This is a genomic window from Streptomyces sp. WAC05292, assembly GCF_003949955.1.
GTDB lineage: Bacteria > Actinomycetota > Actinomycetes > Streptomycetales > Streptomycetaceae > Streptomyces > Streptomyces globosus.
The window spans coordinates 1-18,324 of the sequence record NZ_RPSE01000093.1; the positions used below are offsets into that span (position 1 = coordinate 1).

Sequence of the window (18,324 nt, forward strand, 5' to 3'; positions counted from 1 at the left end):
CGCCCCCTCCGCGGCCTGCCCTGCGTTTGCGTCCTGTACGTCGTCGCTGCTCACGATGTGCCGTTGCTCCTGATCATGCGTTGCTCCGATGCCGGGGAAATCCTACGGCGCGCCTCCCGCCCGTCCTGCTGTGCGAGGATCGGAACGACCTGCGCCTACCCCGGCAGCCGCCCACCAAGCGGGTGCCGGAGGCGTACAAGCAGAACAACGTCGCACCCAAGAGGAGCGTGCCCATGACCCCGAACCCGATCGCAGCGACGGTCGCCTCGCTGATGCCCCGCGCCAAGCGGGAGCTGACCGAGCTGGTGGCCTTCCGGTCGGTGGCGGACTGGGCCCAGTTCCCGCGGAGCGAGAGCGAGGGCGCGGCCGCATGGGTCGCCGACGCGCTGCGCGCAGAAGGCTTCCGGGACGTGGCCCTGCTCGACACCCCCGACGGGACGCAGTCCGTGTACGGGTACCTGCCCGGCCCGGAGGGCGCCCCCACCGTCCTGCTGTACGCCCACTACGACGTGCAGCCGCCGCTGGACGACGCCGCCTGGATCTCCCCCGCCTTCGAGCTGACCGAGCGGGACGGCCGCTGGTACGGGCGCGGCGCCGCCGACTGCAAGGGCGGGTTCATCATGCACCTGCTGGCGCTGCGGGCACTGAAGGCCAACGGCGGCGTCCCCGTGAACGTGAAGGTGATCGTCGAGGGTTCGGAGGAGCAGGGCACCGGCGGCCTCCAGCAGTACGCCGAGGCCCACCCGGAGCTGTTGGCCGCCGACACGGTCGTCATCGGCGACGCGGGCAACTTCCGCCTCGGCCTGCCCACGGTGACGGCGACCCTGCGCGGCATGTGCCTGGTGAAGGTGAAGATCGACACACTCGGCGGGAACCTGCACTCCGGCATGTTCGGCGGTGTCGCCCCCGACGCGCTGGCCGCCCTGATCCGGCTGCTGGACTCGCTGCGCGCGGAGGACGGCTCGACCACCGTCGACGGCCTCGCCGCGGACGCGGTGTGGGAGGGCCTGCAGTACCCGGAGGCCGACTTCCGGGCGGACGCGAAGGTCCTGGACGGCGTCGGCCTGATCGGCGAGGGCACGATCGCCGACCGGCTGTGGGCCCGCCCGGCCGTCACCGTCCTCGGCATCGACTGCCCGCCGGTCCTCGGGGCGACGCCGTCGGTGCACGCGAGCGCCGGGGCGCTGATCAGCCTGCGCGTCCCGCCGGGCGTGGACACGGCGGAGGCCATCAAGCTGCTGGAGGCCCACCTGGTGGCGCACACCCCGTGGGGGGCGCGCCTGGAGGTGGAGGTCGTCGGCCAGGGCCAGCCGTTCCAGGCCGACACCTCCAGCCCCGCGTACGCGTCGATGGCGGCGGCCATGGAGATCGCCTACCCCGGCCAGGAGATGCAGGTCAGCGGCATGGGCGGATCGATTCCGCTGTGCAACACGCTGACGTCGCTGTACCCGGACGCGGAGATGCTGCTGATCGGGCTCAGCGAGCCGGAGGCGCAGATCCACGCGGTGAACGAGAGCGTCTCCCCGGAGGAGCTGGAGCGGCTGTCGGTCGCGGAGGCGCACTTCCTCGTCAACTACGCCGCGTCCAAGCGCGCCTGACGCACCCACGGCCCCTGCGGGCCCGGTGTGCCGCCTGGCCGGCGCACCGGGCCCGCATGCGCGCGGGGGCCGGCTCGGCGGGGTGCGCTGCGGGCGAACTCCGCTGCCGGTGAAAGGTGTTACGGCCGTCGCGCGGGCCGCCCTACGGTCGGGCCCATGGACCTCGTCGAGATACTTCCCGGTCGGCTGCACATGCTCCGCTTCCCGATCGGCCAGGCGTACCTGTGGCAGGACGCCGACGGCTCGCTGACCCTCGTGGACGCCGGCCACGCCGGCCGCGCCGCGGACCTCGAAGGGGCCCTGCGCTCCCTCGGGCACGATCCGGAGCGGCTGGAGCGGATCGTCCTGACCCACTGCCACCGCGACCACGTCGGCGCGGCGGAGGAGCTCGCCGCGCGCCGGGGCGCCCAGGTGGTGGCGCACCGCCTCGACGCGCCGGTGATCCGCGGCGAGCGGCCCGTCCCGGAGCCGGTGCTGTCGGCCTGGGAGGTACCGCTGTACCGGCACGGGCTGACGGTCCCCGAAGCGCCGCCGACCCGGGTGGACCGGGAGGTGGAGGACGGGGACGTGCTCCCCTTCGGCGGCGGCGCGGTCGTGGTGCACGCCCCCGGCCACACGCCCGGCAGCATCGGCCTCCACCTCCCGGAGCACGGGGTGCTGTTCACCGGCGACTGCGTCGCCGCGGTGCAACGGGTGATGCTCGGCGTCTTCAACACCGACGGCGCGCAGGCCCTGGCCTCCTTCCGCCGGCTGGCGGCGCTGGAGCCGGCCGTGGCCTGCTTCGGGCACGGGGACCCGCTGACCGCGAACACCGCGGCCGCCCTCCTGGCCGCGGCAGCCGCGGAACCCGTCCTGCCCTGACGCCGCCCGGGGCCGCAGGCCCGCGGTGTCCGGCGGGTGCCTCGCGAAGGCGCAGAAGGGCCGCGGCAGCGGATTCCCCCGGGGGGCTTCGGCAACGCGGCGAGGCGCCGTGCCGGACGCCGCGGCCTGCGGCCCGGGCCCGGTCCTGGTCCCGGCCCGGCCCCGGAGGCGGAGGCGGAGGCGCCCTACGGCGTGGGGCGGCCCGCCTCCAGGTACAGCGGGCGGCCGCGCTCGCGTGCCCGCAGCGCCCAGCGCAGCCGCTCGTAGCGGACCGGCGGCAGGAGTTCCGCCGCCTCCGCCTCCGTCACGAACCGCCAGGCCCGCAGCTCCGGCCCCGGCAGCCGCAGCCGGTCCGCCTCCGCGGCGGCGAGCCGGCCGCCGTCGAACAGCAGCCGCAGGCCGCCGTACGCGGGGGGCGCGGGCGGCTCCCAGTCCACGACGAGCAGCCCCGGCATCCCGGCGAGTTCGACGCCGAGTTCCTCCGCCACCTCGCGGACGCCCGCGCACGCGGGCGCCTCGCCGGGCTCGACCACGCCCCCGGGGAACTCCCAGCCCGCCTTGTACGTCGGATCCACGAGGAGGACCCGGTCCGCGTCGTCGAAGAGGAGCACGCCGGAGGCGACCGTCTCCCGTGTCGGCTCCGGCGTCTGGACGATGTCGCAAACGGCCGCCGCCTCGGTGCGGAGGGCCTCGGCGATCAGCTCGGCCGTCTCGCGCACGCTGAGCGCGCCGTTGTCGACGACGTGGGCGTCGTCCTTGAGCCAGCCGAGCGCCTGCTGGTAGGCGGGGATGTGGTCGTACGCCCACTGCCTCACCCGGACGTCGACCACGGACGCGTCCCCCGGCTCCTCACGGGTGGCGATCCGTCGGCGCAGGATCGTTTCCTCAGGGGCCAGGAGCACGTGGCGCACCGTGATCCGGCGGGCCGCCAGCCCGCCGAAGATCTCGTCCCGGTACTCCTGGCGCAGCAGCGTCATCGGGACGACGAGCACACCGCCCGCCTCGGCGAGGAGCGCCGCCGCGGTCTCCACGACCAGGCGCCGCCAGCCGGGCAGGTCCTGGTAGTCCGCCACCTCCGCGCGGCGTCCGGGCGGCAGGAGCCCCAGCAGCCCCTCCCCGACGCGCTCCGGGTCGAACAGGGTGCTGCCCGGCAGGAGGCCGGTCAGTTCGCGGGCCGTGCTGGTCTTCCCGGCGCCGAATGTGCCGTTGATCCAGACAATCACGTCTACCCCTTTTCCCCTTGGCTCGTCCGGAGCCCCCAGTGGCCTGCCCGCACCACCCTGCCACGGAAACCCGCGGGCTCCGGCCGGCTTGCCCTCGGGACCGCGGCGCGCACCGCCCGCCGGGCGGGCGGTGGAGGAGGTGGCCCCCGCGCACGGGACGCTGCTCATCAGCGGCTCCGGCACCGAGGACCCGGACCGGGAGTGGGCGCCGGCCGTGTGCGCGGGGCGGGTCGGCGGGCTCCTCGTGATCCCCGCCGGGGACGGCCACCGCTGCCTGGAGCCGGAGATCGGGGCAGGCGTGGCGACGGTGTTCGTGGACCGGCCGGCAGGTCGGACCGGTGCGGAGTCGTCCTGGCGGACAGCCGGGCGGGCGCGCGCGGGAGCGTCCCCCACCTGATCGCGGCAGGGCATCCGCATCGGGTGGGTCGGCGACCGGCCCCGCATCCACACCGCCGTGGAGCGGCCGGCCGGCTACCGGGAGGTCTGGGGCGCCGCCCGGCTGCCCGTGGACCGCTCCCGGGTGTCTCCCGGCGCGGCCGCGCCGGAAGCCGCGGCGGCCGCGGCGCGGGCCGGGCCGGAGCCCGTGACGGCGCTCTCCGCGGGCAACACCCGGGCGACCGGCAAGGCCGTCCGGGTCCTGGCCTGGCGGCCCCGCCCCGTGGCGCGGGGCGGCTTCGACGGCTTCGGCCTCGCGGACCTGCTGCCGCCGGGCGTCACGATGGGCGCGCGGGACGCGGCAGCCCTCGGCCGGAGGGCAGCGGACCGCCGCTTCCAACGCCTCGCCGGGGGCCGCGCTCCCGCCGTCCCGCACCGAGCCGGCGACCGGCTCGCCCCGCGCGGCTCGGGCGGGACACCTCGACACCTCCGCACGGCTGACCGCCGCGGACCCCCGCCGGGCCCGCGGGCGCGGTGGCCGTCAGGCGGTGGCCGTCAGGGTCGCCGAGCGGCGCGGGATCGCGAAGGCGTCGAGCTCCGCCCGGGTCAGGCCGGTGAGGGCGGTGACCTCCTCCGCTCCGACGGCGCCGCAGTCCAGGCCGCGGACGAGGTACCCGGCCAGGGCCTTGGCGGTGGCGGGCTCGTCCATCACGTCGCCCTCGATCCGGGCCACGTACGCCTTCAGGCGCGCGGCGGCCGCTTCCAGGCCCTCGCGGTAGAAGGCGAAAACGGCGGCGTAGCGCGTCGGGAGGTGGCCCGGGTGCATGTCCCAGCCCTGGTAGTAGGCGCGGGCCAGGGCGCGTCGGGTCAGCCCGTAGTGCAGCCTCCACGCCTCGTGGACCTTCTCGGTCGTGCCGACGGGCAGGACGTTCGTCGAGCCGTCGGAGACGCGTACGCCGGTGCCGGCGGCGGCGACCTGCATGACGGCCTTGGCGTGGTCGGCGGCCGGGTGGTCGCTGGCCTGGTAGGCGGCGGAGACGCCGACGCAGGCGCTGTAGTCGAAGGTGCCGTAGTGCAGGCCGGTGGCCCGGCCCTTCGCGGCTTCGATCATGCGGGCGACGGTGGCGGTGCCGTCGGACGCGAGGATGGACTGGCTGGTCTCGATCTGGATCTCGAAGCCGATGCGGCCCGGGCGCAGCCCGCGGGTGGTCTCGAAGGCCTCCAGGAGCGCGGCGAAGGCGGAGACCTGCTCGGCGTAGGTGACCTTGGGGAGGGTGAGGACGAGGCCGTCCGGGAGCCCGCCGTGCTCCAGGAGGCCCGAGAGGAAGACGTCGGCGGTGCGGATGCCGCGGTCGCGGACGTTGGCCTCCATGCACTTCATGCGGATGCCCATGTAGGGGGCGTTGGTGCCGTTGGAGAAGGCCTGGGAGACGAGGCGGGCGGCGCGGGCGGCGGCCTGGTCCTCCTCCTCGTCGGAGCGCACGCCGAAGCCGTCCTCGAAGTCGACGCGCAGGTCCTCGACCGGCTCGCGCTGCAGCTTGGCGCGGACGCGTTCGTAGACGGGGCCGGCGAGGTCGGCGCCGATGCCGAGGACCTCGGCGAAGGTCGCGGCGTCGGGGGCGTGCTCGTCGAGGGCGGCGAGGGCCTGGTCGCCCCAGGAGCGGACGGTGTCGGCGGTGAAGACGTCGCCGGGGACGTAGACGGTGTGGACGGGCTGGCGGGTGCCGGGGTCGCCCGGGTAGTGGCGGGCGAGCTCCGCGTCCACCGGGGCGAGGGAGGCGCTGATGCCCTCGCTGACCGCCCCTGCGAGGCTCGTCGCCACCTTCTCCTGCTGACCCATTCCCACACTCTCCTCTTTCCGCTTCACGGAATCGCAGATCCGCATAGCAGAATTTAGCCATGGGGTTCCGCTCCGTCAATGGTCGCCCCGCCCTCCCCCGGAAACGACTCGGGGCCGTGCGGTGACGATCACCACACGGCCCCGGACGGGAGACGGGCGCAGGTCAGCCCTTGCGCGCCTTGATCTCCTCGGTCAGCTGCGGGACGACCTCGAAGAGGTCGCCGACGACGCCGTAGTCCACCAGCTCGAAGATCGGAGCCTCGGCGTCCTTGTTGACGGCGACGATGGTCTTCGAGGTCTGCATGCCGGCGCGGTGCTGGATCGCGCCGGAGATGCCGGCGGCGACGTACAGCTGCGGCGAGACCGACTTGCCGGTCTGGCCGACCTGGTTGGTGTGCGGGTACCAGCCGGCGTCGACGGCGGCGCGGGAGGCGCCGACGGCGGCACCGAGGGAGTCGGCGAGCGCCTCGATGATCGAGAAGTTCTCGGCGCCGTTGACGCCGCGGCCGCCGGAGACCACGATCGCGGCCTCGGTCAGCTCCGGGCGGCCCGTCGACTCGCGCGGGGTGCGCGAGGTGACCTTGGTGCCGGTGGCCAGGGCGCCGAAGGTGACGGCCAGGGCCTCGACGGCGCCGGCGGCCGGGGCGGCCTCGACCGGGGCCGAGTTCGGCTTCACGGTGATGACCGGGGTGCCCTTGGACACGCGGGACTTGGTCGTGAAGGACGCCGCGAACGCGGACTGCGTCGCGACCGGGCCCTCGTCGCCGGCCTCGAGGTCGACGGCGTCGGTGATGATGCCGGAGCCGATGCGGACGGCGAGGCGGGCCGCGATCTCCTTGCCCTCGGCGGAGGACGGGACGAGCACGGCGGCGGGGGAAACGGCCTCGTGGGCGGCCTGGAGCGCGTCCACCTTCGGCACGACGAGGTACTCGGCGAACTCGGGGGCGTCGGCGGTGAGGACCTTGACCGCACCGTGCTCGGCGAGCACGGCGGCGGTGTTCTCGGCGCCGGCGCCCAGCGCGACGGCGACGGGCTCGCCGATACGGCGGGCCAGGGTCAGCAGCTCGAGGGTGGGCTTGCGGACGGCGCCGTCCACGTGGTCGACGTAGACGAGGACTTCAGCCATGGGAATGCTCCTGCGAATGCGAAGTAGTCAGGGGGCGATGCGGAGGGTGTCGGCTGAAGCTCAGATGAACTTCTGGCCGGCCAGGAACTCGGCCAGCTGCTTGCCGCCCTCGCCCTCGTCCTTGACGATCGTGCCGGCCGTGCGGGCCGGACGCTGCGCGGCGGAGTCCACCGCGGTCCAGGCACCCTCGAGGCCGACCTCGTCCGCCTCGATCTCGAGGTCGGACAGGTCCCAGGACTCGACCGGCTTCTTCTTGGCGGCCATGATGCCCTTGAAGGACGGGTAGCGGGCCTCGCCCGACTGGTCCGTCACGGAGACGACGGCGGGGAGGGAGGCCTCCAGCTGCTCGCTCGCGGAGTCGCCGTCGCGGCGGCCCGTGACGGTGCCGTCCTCCACCTTGACCTCGGAGAGCAGGGTGACCTGCGGGACGCCCAGGCGCTCGGCCAGGATCGCCGGGAGGACGCCCATGGTGCCGTCCGTGGAGGCCATGCCGGTGATGACCAGGTCGTACCCGGCCTTCTCGACGGCCTTGGCCAGCACCAGCGAGGTGCCCATCACGTCGGTGCCGTGCAGGTCGTCGTCCTCGACGTGGATCGCCTTGTCGGCGCCCATGGACAGCGCCTTGCGCAGGGCGTCCTTGGCGTCCTCGGGGCCGACCGTCAGGACGGTGATCTCGGCGTCGTCGGCCTCTTCCGCGATCTGGAGCGCCTGCTCGACCGCGTACTCGTCGAGCTCCGACAGCAGACCGTCGACGTCCTCGCGGTCGACCGTCAGGTCATCGGCGAAGTGCCGGTCACCGGTGGCGTCGGGCACGTACTTCACACAGACAACGATCCTCAGGCTCACGCCGGCTCTCCTACCGCATCGTCTTGTTTCTGATACCGCCTTGTGCAGGCAGCATAGGCGCCTTTCGAGGGCGGATCCCGGTCGGGGCGGCCCCCGCTCCGAACGGAATGTTACTCGTCAGTACACCGTGGGTCTTCCCCTGAGGCAAGGCCGTCGAACTGTGATCTGTCCAACGCCACCCCAACCGTCCCCAGCAGGGACGATTCAGTCACGCAGCGCGTTGAAGCGCCCCTGGTGGTAGAGCAGGGGCCGGCCCTCGCCCCGCGGGTCCCCGGACACGGCCTCGGCGATGACCACCCGGTGCGCGCCCGCGGGCACGCGGGCCACCACCCGGCACACCAGCCACGCCAGCACCCCCTCCAGCAGGGGCACGCCGTGCGGGCCGGGCGCCCAGCCGGTGCCGGGCCCGAAGCGGTCCGCTCCGCTGCGGGCGAACAGGCCGGCCAGCTGCTGCTGGTGCTCGCCGAGTATGTGCACCCCGAGGTGCTCGCTGTCGCGGATGCCGGGCCAGCTGGAGGAGCCGGTGCCGATGGTGAACGACAGCAGCGGGGGGTCGGCGGAGACGGAGTTCAGGGAGGTCGCGGTGAAGCCGACCGGGCGGCCGCCGTCCTGGGCGGTGATCACGGCGACGCCGGCGGCGTGCCGCCGGAAGACCGAGCGCAGCAGCTCGGGCGAGCCGGGCAGGGCGGCCGCGGACGGCGCGGGCTCCGCCGCGGCGCGGGGCGCGGCGGGCCGGTCCGGGGCCGGGGGTGCGGCGGGGTACGGGAACTGCGCTGCGGTCCGGGTCGTTGGGCCCGTCATGAGGAGGCCTTTCTTCTGCTCTGCCGCGGAGGCGGCCGGCGCGGGCGCGCGGGATCGTGTCGGGTGCCGGGGTCGTTCAGTACGCCCGACAGCGCGCGCTCGCGTGCCGGACGAGGTCCACGTGGACCCGCCCGTGAAGCAGGAGTTCGTACCGCATGCGGCCAGCCTGGCGATCTGCCGTGTACACAGTCAAGTCGGGGCGGCCGGATGCGAGGCGCGTCACGCCGTGTACGGGGGCGTGCACCTGCGCCGGGCTCACACCGCCTCGCCCAGGGCGGCGATCACGTCGGCCTTGCGCGGCATGCCGGCCGCGCGGCGGACGATCCGCCCGGCGGCGTCCAGGACCAGCACCGTGGGGGTCTTCTCGATGCCGAGGGCGCGGACCAGCCCGAGGTTGCGCTCCGCGTCGACCTCGATGTGGGCGACGCCGTCGACCATCGCGGCGACCTCGGCGAGGATCCGGCGGGTGGCCCGGCAGGGCTGGCAGAAGGCGCTGGAGAACTGGACCAGGCTGGCCCGCTCGCCGGGCTCCGCGCCGAGTTCGGCCGCGCCGAGCGGGCCCGCGGCCCCCGGCCGCCCGCCGTCCGCGGCGGGCCCGCGCCCTTCCGCCTGCACTGCCGCTCCCGTCACCGTGCCGTCCCCGTCCCCTGCGGGCGCCCGCCGTCGGCGGCGGGCATCCCGTCCCGCATCATTGCAGTACGTCCGTCCGCCCGTACGAGCGCATCCGGGCCCGGGTGCATTCCCCGCGTGACGAGAATCTCGCCGGGGAAGGCCGTCCGGACTGGCCTCGCGCCCGCGGATGCGGCACCATCCCCATGGCCGCGTACCTACGCTGCCGTAACTTCCGGCCGGGAGCATTTCCCCAGGCAGAAAGCGGGGTCTCCCCAGCATGGCTGAGCTCGTCTACCCCCCGGTGATCGGTGCGGCGCACGCGCTGTTCCGCGCCCTCGACATCCGGATCGACATGAAGGGCACCGAGCACATCCCGCGGCAGGGCGGTGCGGTCCTGGTGTCCAACCACATCGGCTACCTGGACTTCGTCTTCGCCGGGCTGACGGCCCGCCCGCAAAAGCGCCTGGTGCGCTTCATGGCGAAGGAGTCGGTGTTCCGGCACAAGGTGTCGGGCCCGCTGATGCGCGCGATGAAGCACATCCCGGTGGACCGCAAGCAAGGCGAGGCGGCCTACCGGCACGCCCTGGAGTCGCTGCGCTCCGGCGAGATCATCGGCGTGTTCCCGGAGGCCACGATCTCGCAGTCCTTCACGCTCAAGAGCTTCAAGTCGGGTGCCGCCCGCATGGCGCAGGAGGCCGGGGTGCCGCTGATCCCGGTGGCGCTGTGGGGCACCCAGCGGCTGTGGACCAAGGGCCGCCCGCGGGACCTGAAGCGCAGCCACATCCCGGTGACGCTGCGGGTCGGCGAGCCGATCGAGGCCCCGGGCGACCACTACGCGGGCGCGATCACCCGGCGGGTGCGGGAGCGCGTGCAGGAGCTGCTGGACTCGGCGCAGCGCGCCTACCCGGCCGCCCCGAAGGACTCCTCGGACTCCTGGTGGCTGCCCGCACACCTGGGCGGCACGGCGCCGACCCCGGCCCAGGTCAAGGAAGCGGGCTGACCTTCCGCCACCGGGACGGGTGAAACGCCGCCGGCGGGCGCGAGGCGGCGAGCCGCCCGCCCGTCGGCCGTCCGGGCGGAGTTCCCGCCTGCCCGTCCCGACGGCGGCCGCGGCTGCCGCGTACGGGCATCTCGGCCGGGTCCCCGAACGCGCTCACCCCTGGATGTCCGGGTGGGCTCCGCGCCGCCGGCGGCGGTGGGCGGCGACCCGTTCGCGCGTGGCGCACGCGGCCGAGCAGTGGCGGCGCGCACTGCCGGTACCGGTACCGAGGAAGAGCCGGCCGCAACCGGACGCGGCGCAGGCGCCCCATGCGATCCGCCCGTGCTCCGTGAGCAGTTGGGCCAGGGCCAGCGCCCCGGAGGCCAGGAACCAGCCGCCCCAGCCCGCATCCTCCCCCCGGTCGGCGTGCAGGTGCCAGGGATGTCCGTCGTGCCGGGTGAGCCGCGGCCTCGTGCCGTGCTGTTCGAGCAGCGTGTTGAGGGCCGCTGCCGCGCGGTCCTCGTCCTGCTCCGCGAAGACCTGCGCCATCCGCGCCGCCGCGGCGCGCAGCTCGGCCGCGTCCGCCTCCGTGAACACCCCGGGCTCCAGATCGCAGGGGCGCTCGCCGTGGCGGGCGAGGAGGGCGGCGAGTGCCGCGCGCGGCAGCCCGGGGTCCGCGCGCACGGCTTCGGTGAGGTCGAGCAGCCTCCGGGCCGCCGAGAACCCCTGCGCGGATGCGGCCATGTGCGGATCCTTTCGCCGTACACACGCATGACGTAACGTCTTTCTCCAACAACACGTTACACATCGTCGGGGGGCGGGGGATGGACGGGTTCGGACGGTACCTCGCGGCTGCGGTGGCGGCGCGCTTCGCCTCGGAGGGCATGGGCCTTGCGGTGGTGCTGCTGGCCCTGGAGCGCACGGGCAGCGCGGCGTACGGGGCGTTCGTGCTGACCGCCTGGCTGGCGCCGCACGTGCTGGCCGCACCGCTCGCCGGAGCGGCGGCGGGCCGGACCAGGCGGCCGAGGCTGCTGCACGCGGGGGCCCTGGCCGGCTTCGGCGCCGCCGTGGCGGCTCTCGCCGTCCTGCTGGGGCGGGCGCCGGCGGCGGCGGTGCTCGCCGTCGCGGTGCTCGGGGGCGCCTGCGGGCCGATGGTGACGGGGGGCCTGTCCAGCCTGGTCGCGGGGCTGGTCCCGGCCGGGGCGGGGCGCGACCGCGCCTACGCGTGGGACGCCGTCACCTACAACGCGGCGGCCGTCAGCGCCCCGGCAGCCGTCGGCCTGGCCGCCGCGGCGGGCTCGGCGGAGCGAGCCCTGGCCGTACTCGCCCTGGCCGCGGCCCTGGCCGCGGCGCTCGCCGCGAGCCTCCCCTACGGGGCCGCGCCGGCCACCGCCGCCGCCGCGGGGCGCCCGGCCCTCCTGGGGGCGGGTCCGGCCGCGCTGTGGCGGATCCGGGAGCTGAGGGCGATCACCTCGGCGACGACCCTCGCCTTCGTGGGCCTGGGCTCGCTCACGACCTGCTCGGTCCTCTTGGCGGGCCGGCTCGGCAGCCCGGGCGCGGGCGGCGTGCTGATGACGGCGTTCGCCGTCGGGGCCCTCGCGGGCTCGCTGACACTGGGCCGGATCACGGGTGTGGAGTCCGGACGGCTCGCGCGGTGGGCCATGGCGGGGACGGGCGGAGCGCTGGCGGCGGCCGCCTTCTCCCCCTCCCTCGCGGTGGGTGCGGCACTGTTCGCCGCCGCCGGCGTGTGTGACGGGCCGCTGCTGACGGCGACGCTGCGGATCCGTGCGGAGCACGCCCCCGAGGACGTCCGGGCCCAGGTCTTCACCCTCGGCGCGGGCCTGAAGCTGACGGCCGCCTCCCTGGGCGCGGCGCTGGTCGGGTTCGCGGCGCAGGCGCCACCTCAGTGGCTGCTGCTCGGGGTCGCGGTCCTGGTCCTGGCGTCGGCGCCGCTCCACGCGCTGGCGGCGCCGCGCGTCCCCGCGGCCGCGCGCGGCGCGGCGGAGCCCGCTACAGGGCCCGGGGCAGGTTCCGCCACAGTTCGCGGCGGTCGGCGGAGCCGCGGAGGGCCGTGAGGACGGCCGGGTGGGGGTCGGCGTACAGGCCGGGGTAGTCGGTCTCGCCGAGCCCGGGGCGGACGGGGAAGGCCAGCCGTTCCGCGCCGAGCCGGAACTGGGCGTCCACGCCGGGCCTGTTGCCGCGCGGATCCTGGCGGGCCCAGCCGCGTGAGCCGGGGAGGCGGAGGGCGATGAGGCCGTGGACGAGGGGACCGGTGCCGTCGTCCTCGGTCAGCCGCTGGTAGCACAGCCCGGCCGGGATGCCCCGGGCCCGCAGCAGGGCGGCGAGGGCGTGCGACTTGGCATGGCAGATGCCGTTGCGGGTGGCGAGGACCTCGGAGGCGCGCCAGGAGACCCGCAGGTCGCCGGAGTCGGCGGAGTGCGGGACGCTGTCCCGGACGAACTCGAAGGCCGCCTTGGCGTATGAGTATGCGTCACCGTGGGCGGACCAGAGGCTGCCGGCCAGCTCCCGGACGTACGGATGGTCGTGGTCGATGGCTTCGCTCACCGATGTGTACGCGCGCTCGTCCGGGCTCAGCGGGATCAGCTGCATGGGGCGGAGCATAGGCATACCCCCGACCCCAATTCAATGGAATTGCGGTCGGGGGTATATTCATTCACGCAGCCGTGTGCGGCCGGATCAGCGGGCCAGCTCTTCCTTCAGCGCCTGGAGGAAGCCGTCGACGTCCTCCTCGGTGGTGTCGAAGCCGCACATCCAGCGGACGTGGCCGGCGGCCTCGTCCCAGAAGTAGAAGCGGTAGCGCTGCTGGAGCCTGCGCGACACCTCGTGCGGCAGCTTCGCGAAGACCGCGTTCGCCTGGACCGGGTAGAGGATCTCCACCCCGTCCGTCTCGCGGACGCCGGCGGCCAGCCGCTGCGCCATCCCGTTGGCCTGGCGGGCGTTGCGCAGCCACAGGTCCTTGGCGAGCAGCGCCTCCAGCTGGACGGAGACGAACCGCATCTTCGACGCGAGCTGCATCGACATCTTGCGGATGTGCTTCATCTGGCGCACCGCGTCCGGGTTGACCACGACGACGGCCTCGCCGAACATCATCCCGTTCTTCGTGCCGCCGTACGAGAGCACGTCGACGCCCGCCGCGTTGGTGAACGTGCGCATCGGCACGTCCAGGGACGCGGCGGCGTTGGCTATGCGGGCGCCGTCGAGGTGCACCTTCATGCCGAGCGCGTGCGCGTGCTCGCAGATGGCCCGGACCTCGTCCACGGTGTAGACGGTGCCCAGCTCGGTGTTCTGGGTGATCGAGACGACCTGCGGCATCGCACGGTGCTCGTCCTCGAAGCCCCAGGCCTCCTGGTCGATGAGCTCGGGGGTGAGCTTGCCGTCCGGAGTGGGGACGGCCAGCAGCTTCAGGCCGGCCATCCGCTCCGGGGCGCCGCCCTCGTCCACGTTGATGTGGGCGGTCTTGGCGCAGATCACCGCACCCCAGCGGTCGGTCATGGCCTGGAGGGCCGTGACGTTCGCGCCGGTGCCGTTGAAGACCGGGAAGGCCTCCGCGTACGGGCCGAAGTGGCTGCGCATGATCCGCTGGAGGTTCTCGGTGTACTCGTCCTCTCCGTATGCGACCTGGTGGCCGCCGTTGGCGAGGGCGAGGGCCTCCAGGATCTCCGGATGGACCCCCGCGTAGTTGTCGCTCGCGAAACCGCGCACCGCCGGGTCGTGCCGGCGGCGGGCGTCGGTCTTCACGGTTGCGGTGTGAGCCACAGACGCTGTCCGTTCACATCGATGGCGGACTTCTCCCAGACGCCGGCGATGGCCTCGGCCAGGTCCTTGACGTCGGTGAAGCCCGCGAACTTCGCATTGGGGCGCTCGGCGCGCATCGCGTCGTGCACCAGTGCCTTGATCACCAGGATCGCAGCCGCGGCTCCGGGGCCGTCCTCGCCCCCCGCCTTGCGGAAGGAGTCGGCCATGGCGAGGGTCCAGGCCTCCGCGGCGGCCTTGCCCGCGTTGTAGGCGGCGTTGTTGGCGACCGGCTTGTGCGCGCCCGACTGGCTGACCAGGACGTAGCGCCCGCGGTCACTGCGGAGCAGGGCGTCGTGGAAGGCCATCGACGTGTGCTGGACGGTGCGGATCAGGAGCTTCTCCAGGAAGTCCCAGTCCGCGAGGTCCGTCTCGGTGAAGGAGGTGCTGCCGCGCCAGCCGCCGACGAGGTGGACGAGGCCGTCGACGCGGCCGAACTCCTTCTCGGTGCGGTCGGCCCACGCCTTGGTGGCCTCCAGGTCGAGCAGGTCCACGGTGTCGCCGGTGACGGTGGCGCCGCCGTGGGCGTACCGGGCCGCGTCCACGGCCTCGGCCAGGCGCGCCGCGTCGGCGTCGGACGCGACGACGACGGCGCCGGCTTCGGCGAGGCGCATCAGGGCGGCCCGGCCGGCGGGGCCGCCGGCTCCGGCGACCGCGACGACGGCACCCTTCAGCGGGGCCTCGGCGGTCCCGGCGTCCGCGGCGTTTCCGGTGTTCATCTGTGCAGCCTCCTGGGGGCGGGTGCTCACGCGGCGGCCTGCTCGGCGGCGTCCGCGGTCGGGGCGGTGATGCCCTTGGTGGAGGCGATCACACCCTTGAGCTTCTTCGCGAGGGCCTCGTAGAACATGCTGAGCGGAAACTCGTCCGGAAGCACGTCGTCCACGAGCTTGCGCGGCGGCTGCGTGAGGTCGAGGGCGTCGGGGCCCTTGGCCCACTTGGAGCCCGGGTGCGGGGCGAGGTAGGTGGAGACCAGCTCGTAGGCCTTGAACCAGTGGACGAGCTTCGGGCGGTCGATGCCGGCCCGGTACAGCTCCTCGATCTCGGCGCACAGCTGGTTGGTGACCTGCGGGGCGCGCATCCAGTCGATCTTCAGCTTGTTGTCCGTCCAGCGCACGACGTCGTGCTTGTGGAGGTAGGCGAAGAGCAGCTGGCCGCCGAGGCCGTCGTAGTTGCGGTTGCGGTCGCCGGAGACCGGGAAGCGGAACATCCGGTCGAAGAGGACGGCGTACTGGACGTCGCGGCCGTGCTCGTTGCCCTCGGACTCCAGCTTCACGGCCTCCTTGAAGGCGGTGAGGTCGCAGCGCAGCTCCTCCAGGCCGTACATCCAGAACGGCTGGCGCTGCTTGATCATGAAGGGGTCGAACGGCAGGTCGCCGTGGCTGTGGGTGCGGTCGTGCACCATGTCCCACAGGACGAAGGCCTTCTCGCAGCGCTCCTGGTCCTCGACCATGCGGGCGATGTCCTCGGGCAGCTCGATGCCCAGGATGTCGACGGCGGCCTCGGTCACCTTGCGGTAGCGGGCGGCCTCGCGGTCGCAGAAGATGCCGCCCCAGCTGAAGCGCTCGGGGGCCTCGCGGACGGCGATGGTCTCCGGGAAGAGCACCGCGGAGTGGGTGTCGTAGCCCGGGGTGAAGTCCTCGAAGGTGATGCCGAGGAAGAGCGGGTTGTCGTACCGGGTCCGCTCCAGCTCGGAGAGCCACTCGGGCCACACCATCTTCAGGACGACGGCCTCGAAGTTCCGGTCGGGGTTGCCGTTCTGCGTGTACATCGGGAACACGACCAGGTGCTGGCGGCCCTCGACGCGCTCCGCGGCCGGCTGGAAGGCGAGCAGCGAGTCCAGGAAGTCCGGCACGCCGAAGCCCTCGGAGACCCACTTGCGCAGGTCCGCGACGAGCGCCCGGTGGTACTCGGCGGCGTACGGCATCAGCGGCGACAGCGTCTCGACGGCGCGGGCCACACGCTCGACGGCGGCTTCGACGTCGGCCTTGGCCGGGGCGTCGGCGGCGTCGAAGTCGATGGAGCCGTCCTTGGCCTGCCAGGGGCGGATCTCCTCCACGGCGGCCTTGAGCTCGGGCCACGCCGGGTGGTCGACCACCCGCGCACCGGCGGTTATCACCGCACCGCCAGAACCCGGCACAAGAGTTTCCGTCATGTCACTTCCTCCACAGGAGAACCTCACGTAAACCCAGGGTATGCACGGGAGGGTGTCCCGCTCAAGAGGGGAGCCAGGAAATTATTCGGCGCACCCCCAGTCGCGGCCGCAATTCTTCCCGCCTCCGACCGCCGGAGCAGACGCATCGTCAGTTCGTCAAGGCCGCGGTGGCGCGCCCACCCGCGAGTGACGCGGCAGGGCGGTCCGGCGCGGTGCGGGAGCGGCCGACCCTGGCGGGAACCGGCCCCCGCCGTCGTAGCGGTGCGTGCACGGGCGGTCTCATCGCGTGCGCGGCGCACTAGCATGCGTCCTCACCGCGCGCGCCGGACCTGGGACGCCGCGACCGCGCGGGCAGCCGCCGTCGACGGAAGCGAGAGAACCTTGACTTTCCTCACCATCGGTCACCGCGGGGTCATGGGCGTCGAGCCGGAGAACACCCTGCGGTCGTTCGTCCGCGCGGAGCGCTGCGGCATGGACGTCATCGCCCTGGACCTCCAGCTGAGCAAGGACGGCATCCTCGTCGCCCTGCACGACCCCGGGGTGGAGCGCACCACCGACGGCACGGGTGCCGTCGCCGACCTGACCGCCGCCGAGCTGCGCGGCCTGGACGCCGGCCAGGGCGAGCGGATCCCGCTCTTCGAGGAGGTCCTGGAGGCGGTGCGGGCGCCGCTGCAGGTGTCGGTACGGGACCTGCCGGCCGCCGCGGCGCTGGCGCGGCTGGTGGTGGAGCGGGACCTGGCCGGGCGCGTGGAGGTGGCGTCCTTCCACGACGCGGTACTCGCCGAGACCGCCCGGCTCGTCCCGGGCGGCAGGACCGCCCTGTACTCGGACCTCGGCGGCGACGAGGCGGACGACGTCGTCGACCGGGCGCTCGCCGCGGGGGCGCGCACGCTGGCCCTGAACCTGCGGCGGCTCACACTGGAGACGGTGGAGGCGGCGCACCGGGCCGGGCTTCGGGTCACCGGCTGGACGGTCAACTCCCTGGACCACCTGCGGCTGGCGCGGGCGCTGGAACTGGACGGCGCGGCCACCGACTTCCCGGAGATCCGCAGCACGGGCCGGTTCACGGCCTGAGCCCGACCGCGGGCCGGCGCGGCCTTACAGCGGCTTGACCAGCAGTTCGAAGGCGAGGTCCTCGCGGAGCGGGACGCCGAAGCGCTCGTCGCCGTACGGGAAGGGGCTCAGCTCGCCGGTGCGCCGGTAGCCGCGGCGCTCGTAGTAGGCGATGAGCTCCTCCCGGACGCTGACCACCGTCATCCGCATCTCCTTGGCCGCCCACATCTCGCGGCACCGGCGCTCCGCCTCGGCGAGGACCTCCTTGCCGAGGCCGCCCCCCTGGAGGCCGGGCCGGACCGCGAACATCCCGAAGTAGGCGTGGTCGCCGCGGTGTTCGAGCTGGCAGCAGGCGACGAGCTCGCCGTCGCGCTCCACGGCGAGGAGGACGCTGCCGGGGGTGCCGATGACGGCGCGGACCCCCTCCGGGTCGGTGCGCTGCCCGTCCAGGAGGTCCGCCTCGGTGGTCCACCCCGCGCGGCTCGCCTCGCCCCGGTAGGCCGACTCGACGAGGGCCACGAGCTCAGGCACGTCGGCCTCGACGGCGTGGCGGAACTCCAGTTCGGCGGGGTGGGCGGTCGGCATCGGCGGGCTCCGTTCTGCGTGCTCAGCGGCATGCGGTATGCCGGTGGGGCGAGGACAGCCTAACCGGGCGCGGCGTGGGGGCCGTCCGGCCGGGGCATCTCTTCCCCTGACGCCGACGAGAACCGGGGGGCCCAGCCGTGCACGGTCCAGCGATGTCCTCTTGGCCCTCCTTCGCCGCCGTGCTCCCCGCCTGGCTGACCGTGCTGGTGTGCGCCGTGAGCGGAGCCTGCTGCCTGCACCGGGCGTGTACGGCCGGGCGGCCGGAGCGCGGCCCGGCCGCGGGTGAGGCGGTGATGGCGCTGGGGATGGCGGTGATGGCCCTCCCGCCGGGGACCGCTCCGTGGGGGGCGCGGATCCTGCCGGTCCTGTGCTGCGGGGCCGCGCTGCACGCCGTCTGGCTGCTGCGGCGGGGGCTGCACCACACGCACCACCTGGTCGGGTCGCTGGCCATGGCGTACAT

General features: G+C 74.2%; 19 protein-coding genes. 7 read left to right on the plus strand and 12 right to left on the minus strand.

Annotated elements, in window-relative coordinates; genetic code table 11:
- Window positions 1–233 precede the first annotated feature (233 nt).
- The gene (locus EF903_RS13325) at window positions 234–1,598 is read left to right on the plus strand and encodes a dipeptidase (protein ID WP_125543433.1); all 1,365 of its coding nucleotides are present in this window, start codon (window positions 234–236) and stop codon (window positions 1,596–1,598) included.
- A 156-nt stretch (window positions 1,599–1,754) separates the two neighbouring features.
- A complete protein-coding gene (locus EF903_RS13330) occupies window positions 1,755–2,459 on the plus strand; it encodes an MBL fold metallo-hydrolase (RefSeq protein ID WP_125543434.1) in 705 nt (234 codons plus the stop codon).
- A gap of 185 nt (window positions 2,460–2,644) precedes the next feature.
- Here the strand turns inward: EF903_RS13330 and EF903_RS13335 are convergent, their stop codons facing one another.
- Complete coding sequence (locus EF903_RS13335) at window positions 2,645–3,682, minus strand: NUDIX hydrolase (protein ID WP_260615174.1); 1,038 nt, start codon at window positions 3,680–3,682, stop codon at window positions 2,645–2,647.
- Window positions 3,683–3,821: 139 nt separating this feature from the next.
- Here EF903_RS13335 and EF903_RS36100 point away from each other — a divergent pair, with 139 nt between their 5' ends.
- A complete protein-coding gene (locus EF903_RS36100; RefSeq protein WP_125543436.1) occupies window positions 3,822–4,079 on the plus strand; it encodes a hypothetical protein in 258 nt (85 codons plus the stop codon).
- A gap of 519 nt (window positions 4,080–4,598) precedes the next feature.
- On the opposite strand, the gene EF903_RS13345 is transcribed toward EF903_RS36100, so the two are convergent.
- The 5 genes from EF903_RS13345 to EF903_RS13365 form a co-directional block, all read right to left on the minus strand.
- A complete protein-coding gene (locus EF903_RS13345) occupies window positions 4,599–5,903 on the minus strand; it encodes a DUF6986 family protein (RefSeq protein WP_399420761.1) in 1,305 nt (434 codons plus the stop codon).
- Window positions 5,904–6,060: 157 nt separating this feature from the next.
- Window positions 6,061–7,023 (minus strand): electron transfer flavoprotein subunit alpha/FixB family protein, encoded by a 963-nt coding sequence (locus tag EF903_RS13350; protein ID WP_125543438.1) that lies wholly within the window; start codon window positions 7,021–7,023, stop codon window positions 6,061–6,063.
- Window positions 7,024–7,083: 60 nt separating this feature from the next.
- Entirely contained in the window at window positions 7,084–7,869 is a 786-nt protein-coding gene (locus EF903_RS13355; protein ID WP_125543439.1) for an electron transfer flavoprotein subunit beta/FixA family protein, read from the minus strand.
- A 204-nt stretch (window positions 7,870–8,073) separates the two neighbouring features.
- Window positions 8,074–8,670, minus strand: coding sequence for a flavin reductase family protein (locus EF903_RS13360; RefSeq protein ID WP_125543440.1), 597 nt, complete (start codon window positions 8,668–8,670; stop codon window positions 8,074–8,076).
- A gap of 255 nt (window positions 8,671–8,925) precedes the next feature.
- The gene (locus EF903_RS13365) at window positions 8,926–9,285 is read right to left on the minus strand and encodes a thioredoxin family protein (protein ID WP_125543450.1); all 360 of its coding nucleotides are present in this window, start codon (window positions 9,283–9,285) and stop codon (window positions 8,926–8,928) included.
- 274 nt (window positions 9,286–9,559) lie between these two features.
- On the opposite strand from EF903_RS13365, the gene EF903_RS13370 reads away from it, so the two are divergent.
- The gene (locus tag EF903_RS13370; RefSeq protein WP_125543441.1) at window positions 9,560–10,282 is read left to right on the plus strand and encodes a 1-acyl-sn-glycerol-3-phosphate acyltransferase; all 723 of its coding nucleotides are present in this window, start codon (window positions 9,560–9,562) and stop codon (window positions 10,280–10,282) included.
- Between the two features lie 153 nt (window positions 10,283–10,435).
- Here EF903_RS13370 and EF903_RS13375 read toward each other — a convergent pair whose 3' ends face one another.
- The gene (locus EF903_RS13375) at window positions 10,436–11,005 is read right to left on the minus strand and encodes a CGNR zinc finger domain-containing protein (protein WP_125543442.1); all 570 of its coding nucleotides are present in this window, start codon (window positions 11,003–11,005) and stop codon (window positions 10,436–10,438) included.
- An 80-nt stretch (window positions 11,006–11,085) separates the two neighbouring features.
- On the opposite strand from EF903_RS13375, the gene EF903_RS13380 reads away from it, so the two are divergent.
- Window positions 11,086–12,336, plus strand: coding sequence for an MFS transporter (locus EF903_RS13380; RefSeq protein ID WP_260615177.1), 1,251 nt, complete (start codon window positions 11,086–11,088; stop codon window positions 12,334–12,336).
- On the opposite strand, the gene EF903_RS13385 is transcribed toward EF903_RS13380, so the two are convergent.
- The 4 genes from EF903_RS13385 to EF903_RS13400 all read right to left on the minus strand — a co-directional run bounded on the left by EF903_RS13385 (window position 12,272) and on the right by EF903_RS13400 (window position 16,226).
- On the minus strand, window positions 12,272–12,871 hold the full coding sequence (locus EF903_RS13385; protein WP_125543443.1) for a transglutaminase family protein: 600 nt from the start codon (window positions 12,869–12,871) through the stop codon (window positions 12,272–12,274). The two genes, EF903_RS13380 and EF903_RS13385, sit on opposite strands and share 65 nt — an antisense overlap.
- Before the next feature lie 87 nt (window positions 12,872–12,958).
- Window positions 12,959–14,020, minus strand: coding sequence for a low specificity L-threonine aldolase (locus EF903_RS13390; RefSeq protein WP_125543444.1), 1,062 nt, complete (start codon window positions 14,018–14,020; stop codon window positions 12,959–12,961).
- Window positions 14,017–14,793 carry an SDR family NAD(P)-dependent oxidoreductase gene (locus EF903_RS13395; protein ID WP_125543445.1) on the minus strand — a complete coding sequence of 259 codons (777 nt, stop codon included), beginning with the start codon at window positions 14,791–14,793 and terminating at the stop codon, window positions 14,017–14,019. Before EF903_RS13395 ends, EF903_RS13390 begins: the two co-directional genes overlap by 4 nt.
- A 26-nt stretch (window positions 14,794–14,819) precedes the next feature.
- Window positions 14,820–16,226: a DUF6421 family protein gene (locus tag EF903_RS13400; protein ID WP_125543446.1), complete on the minus strand. Its 1,407-nt coding sequence runs from the start codon at window positions 16,224–16,226 to the stop codon at window positions 14,820–14,822.
- A 381-nt stretch (window positions 16,227–16,607) separates the two neighbouring features.
- Here EF903_RS13400 and EF903_RS13405 point away from each other — a divergent pair, with 381 nt between their 5' ends.
- On the plus strand, window positions 16,608–17,300 hold the full coding sequence (locus EF903_RS13405) for a glycerophosphodiester phosphodiesterase family protein (protein WP_125543447.1): 693 nt from the start codon (window positions 16,608–16,610) through the stop codon (window positions 17,298–17,300).
- A 24-nt stretch (window positions 17,301–17,324) separates the two neighbouring features.
- On the opposite strand, the gene EF903_RS13410 is transcribed toward EF903_RS13405, so the two are convergent.
- Window positions 17,325–17,864, minus strand: a complete 540-nt coding sequence (locus EF903_RS13410) for a GNAT family N-acetyltransferase (RefSeq protein WP_125543448.1) — start codon at window positions 17,862–17,864, stop codon at window positions 17,325–17,327.
- Between the two features lie 152 nt (window positions 17,865–18,016).
- On the opposite strand from EF903_RS13410, the gene EF903_RS13415 reads away from it, so the two are divergent.
- Window positions 18,017–18,324 (plus strand): DUF5134 domain-containing protein (locus EF903_RS13415; protein WP_125543449.1); only part of this gene is annotated, 308 nt, incomplete at its 3' end.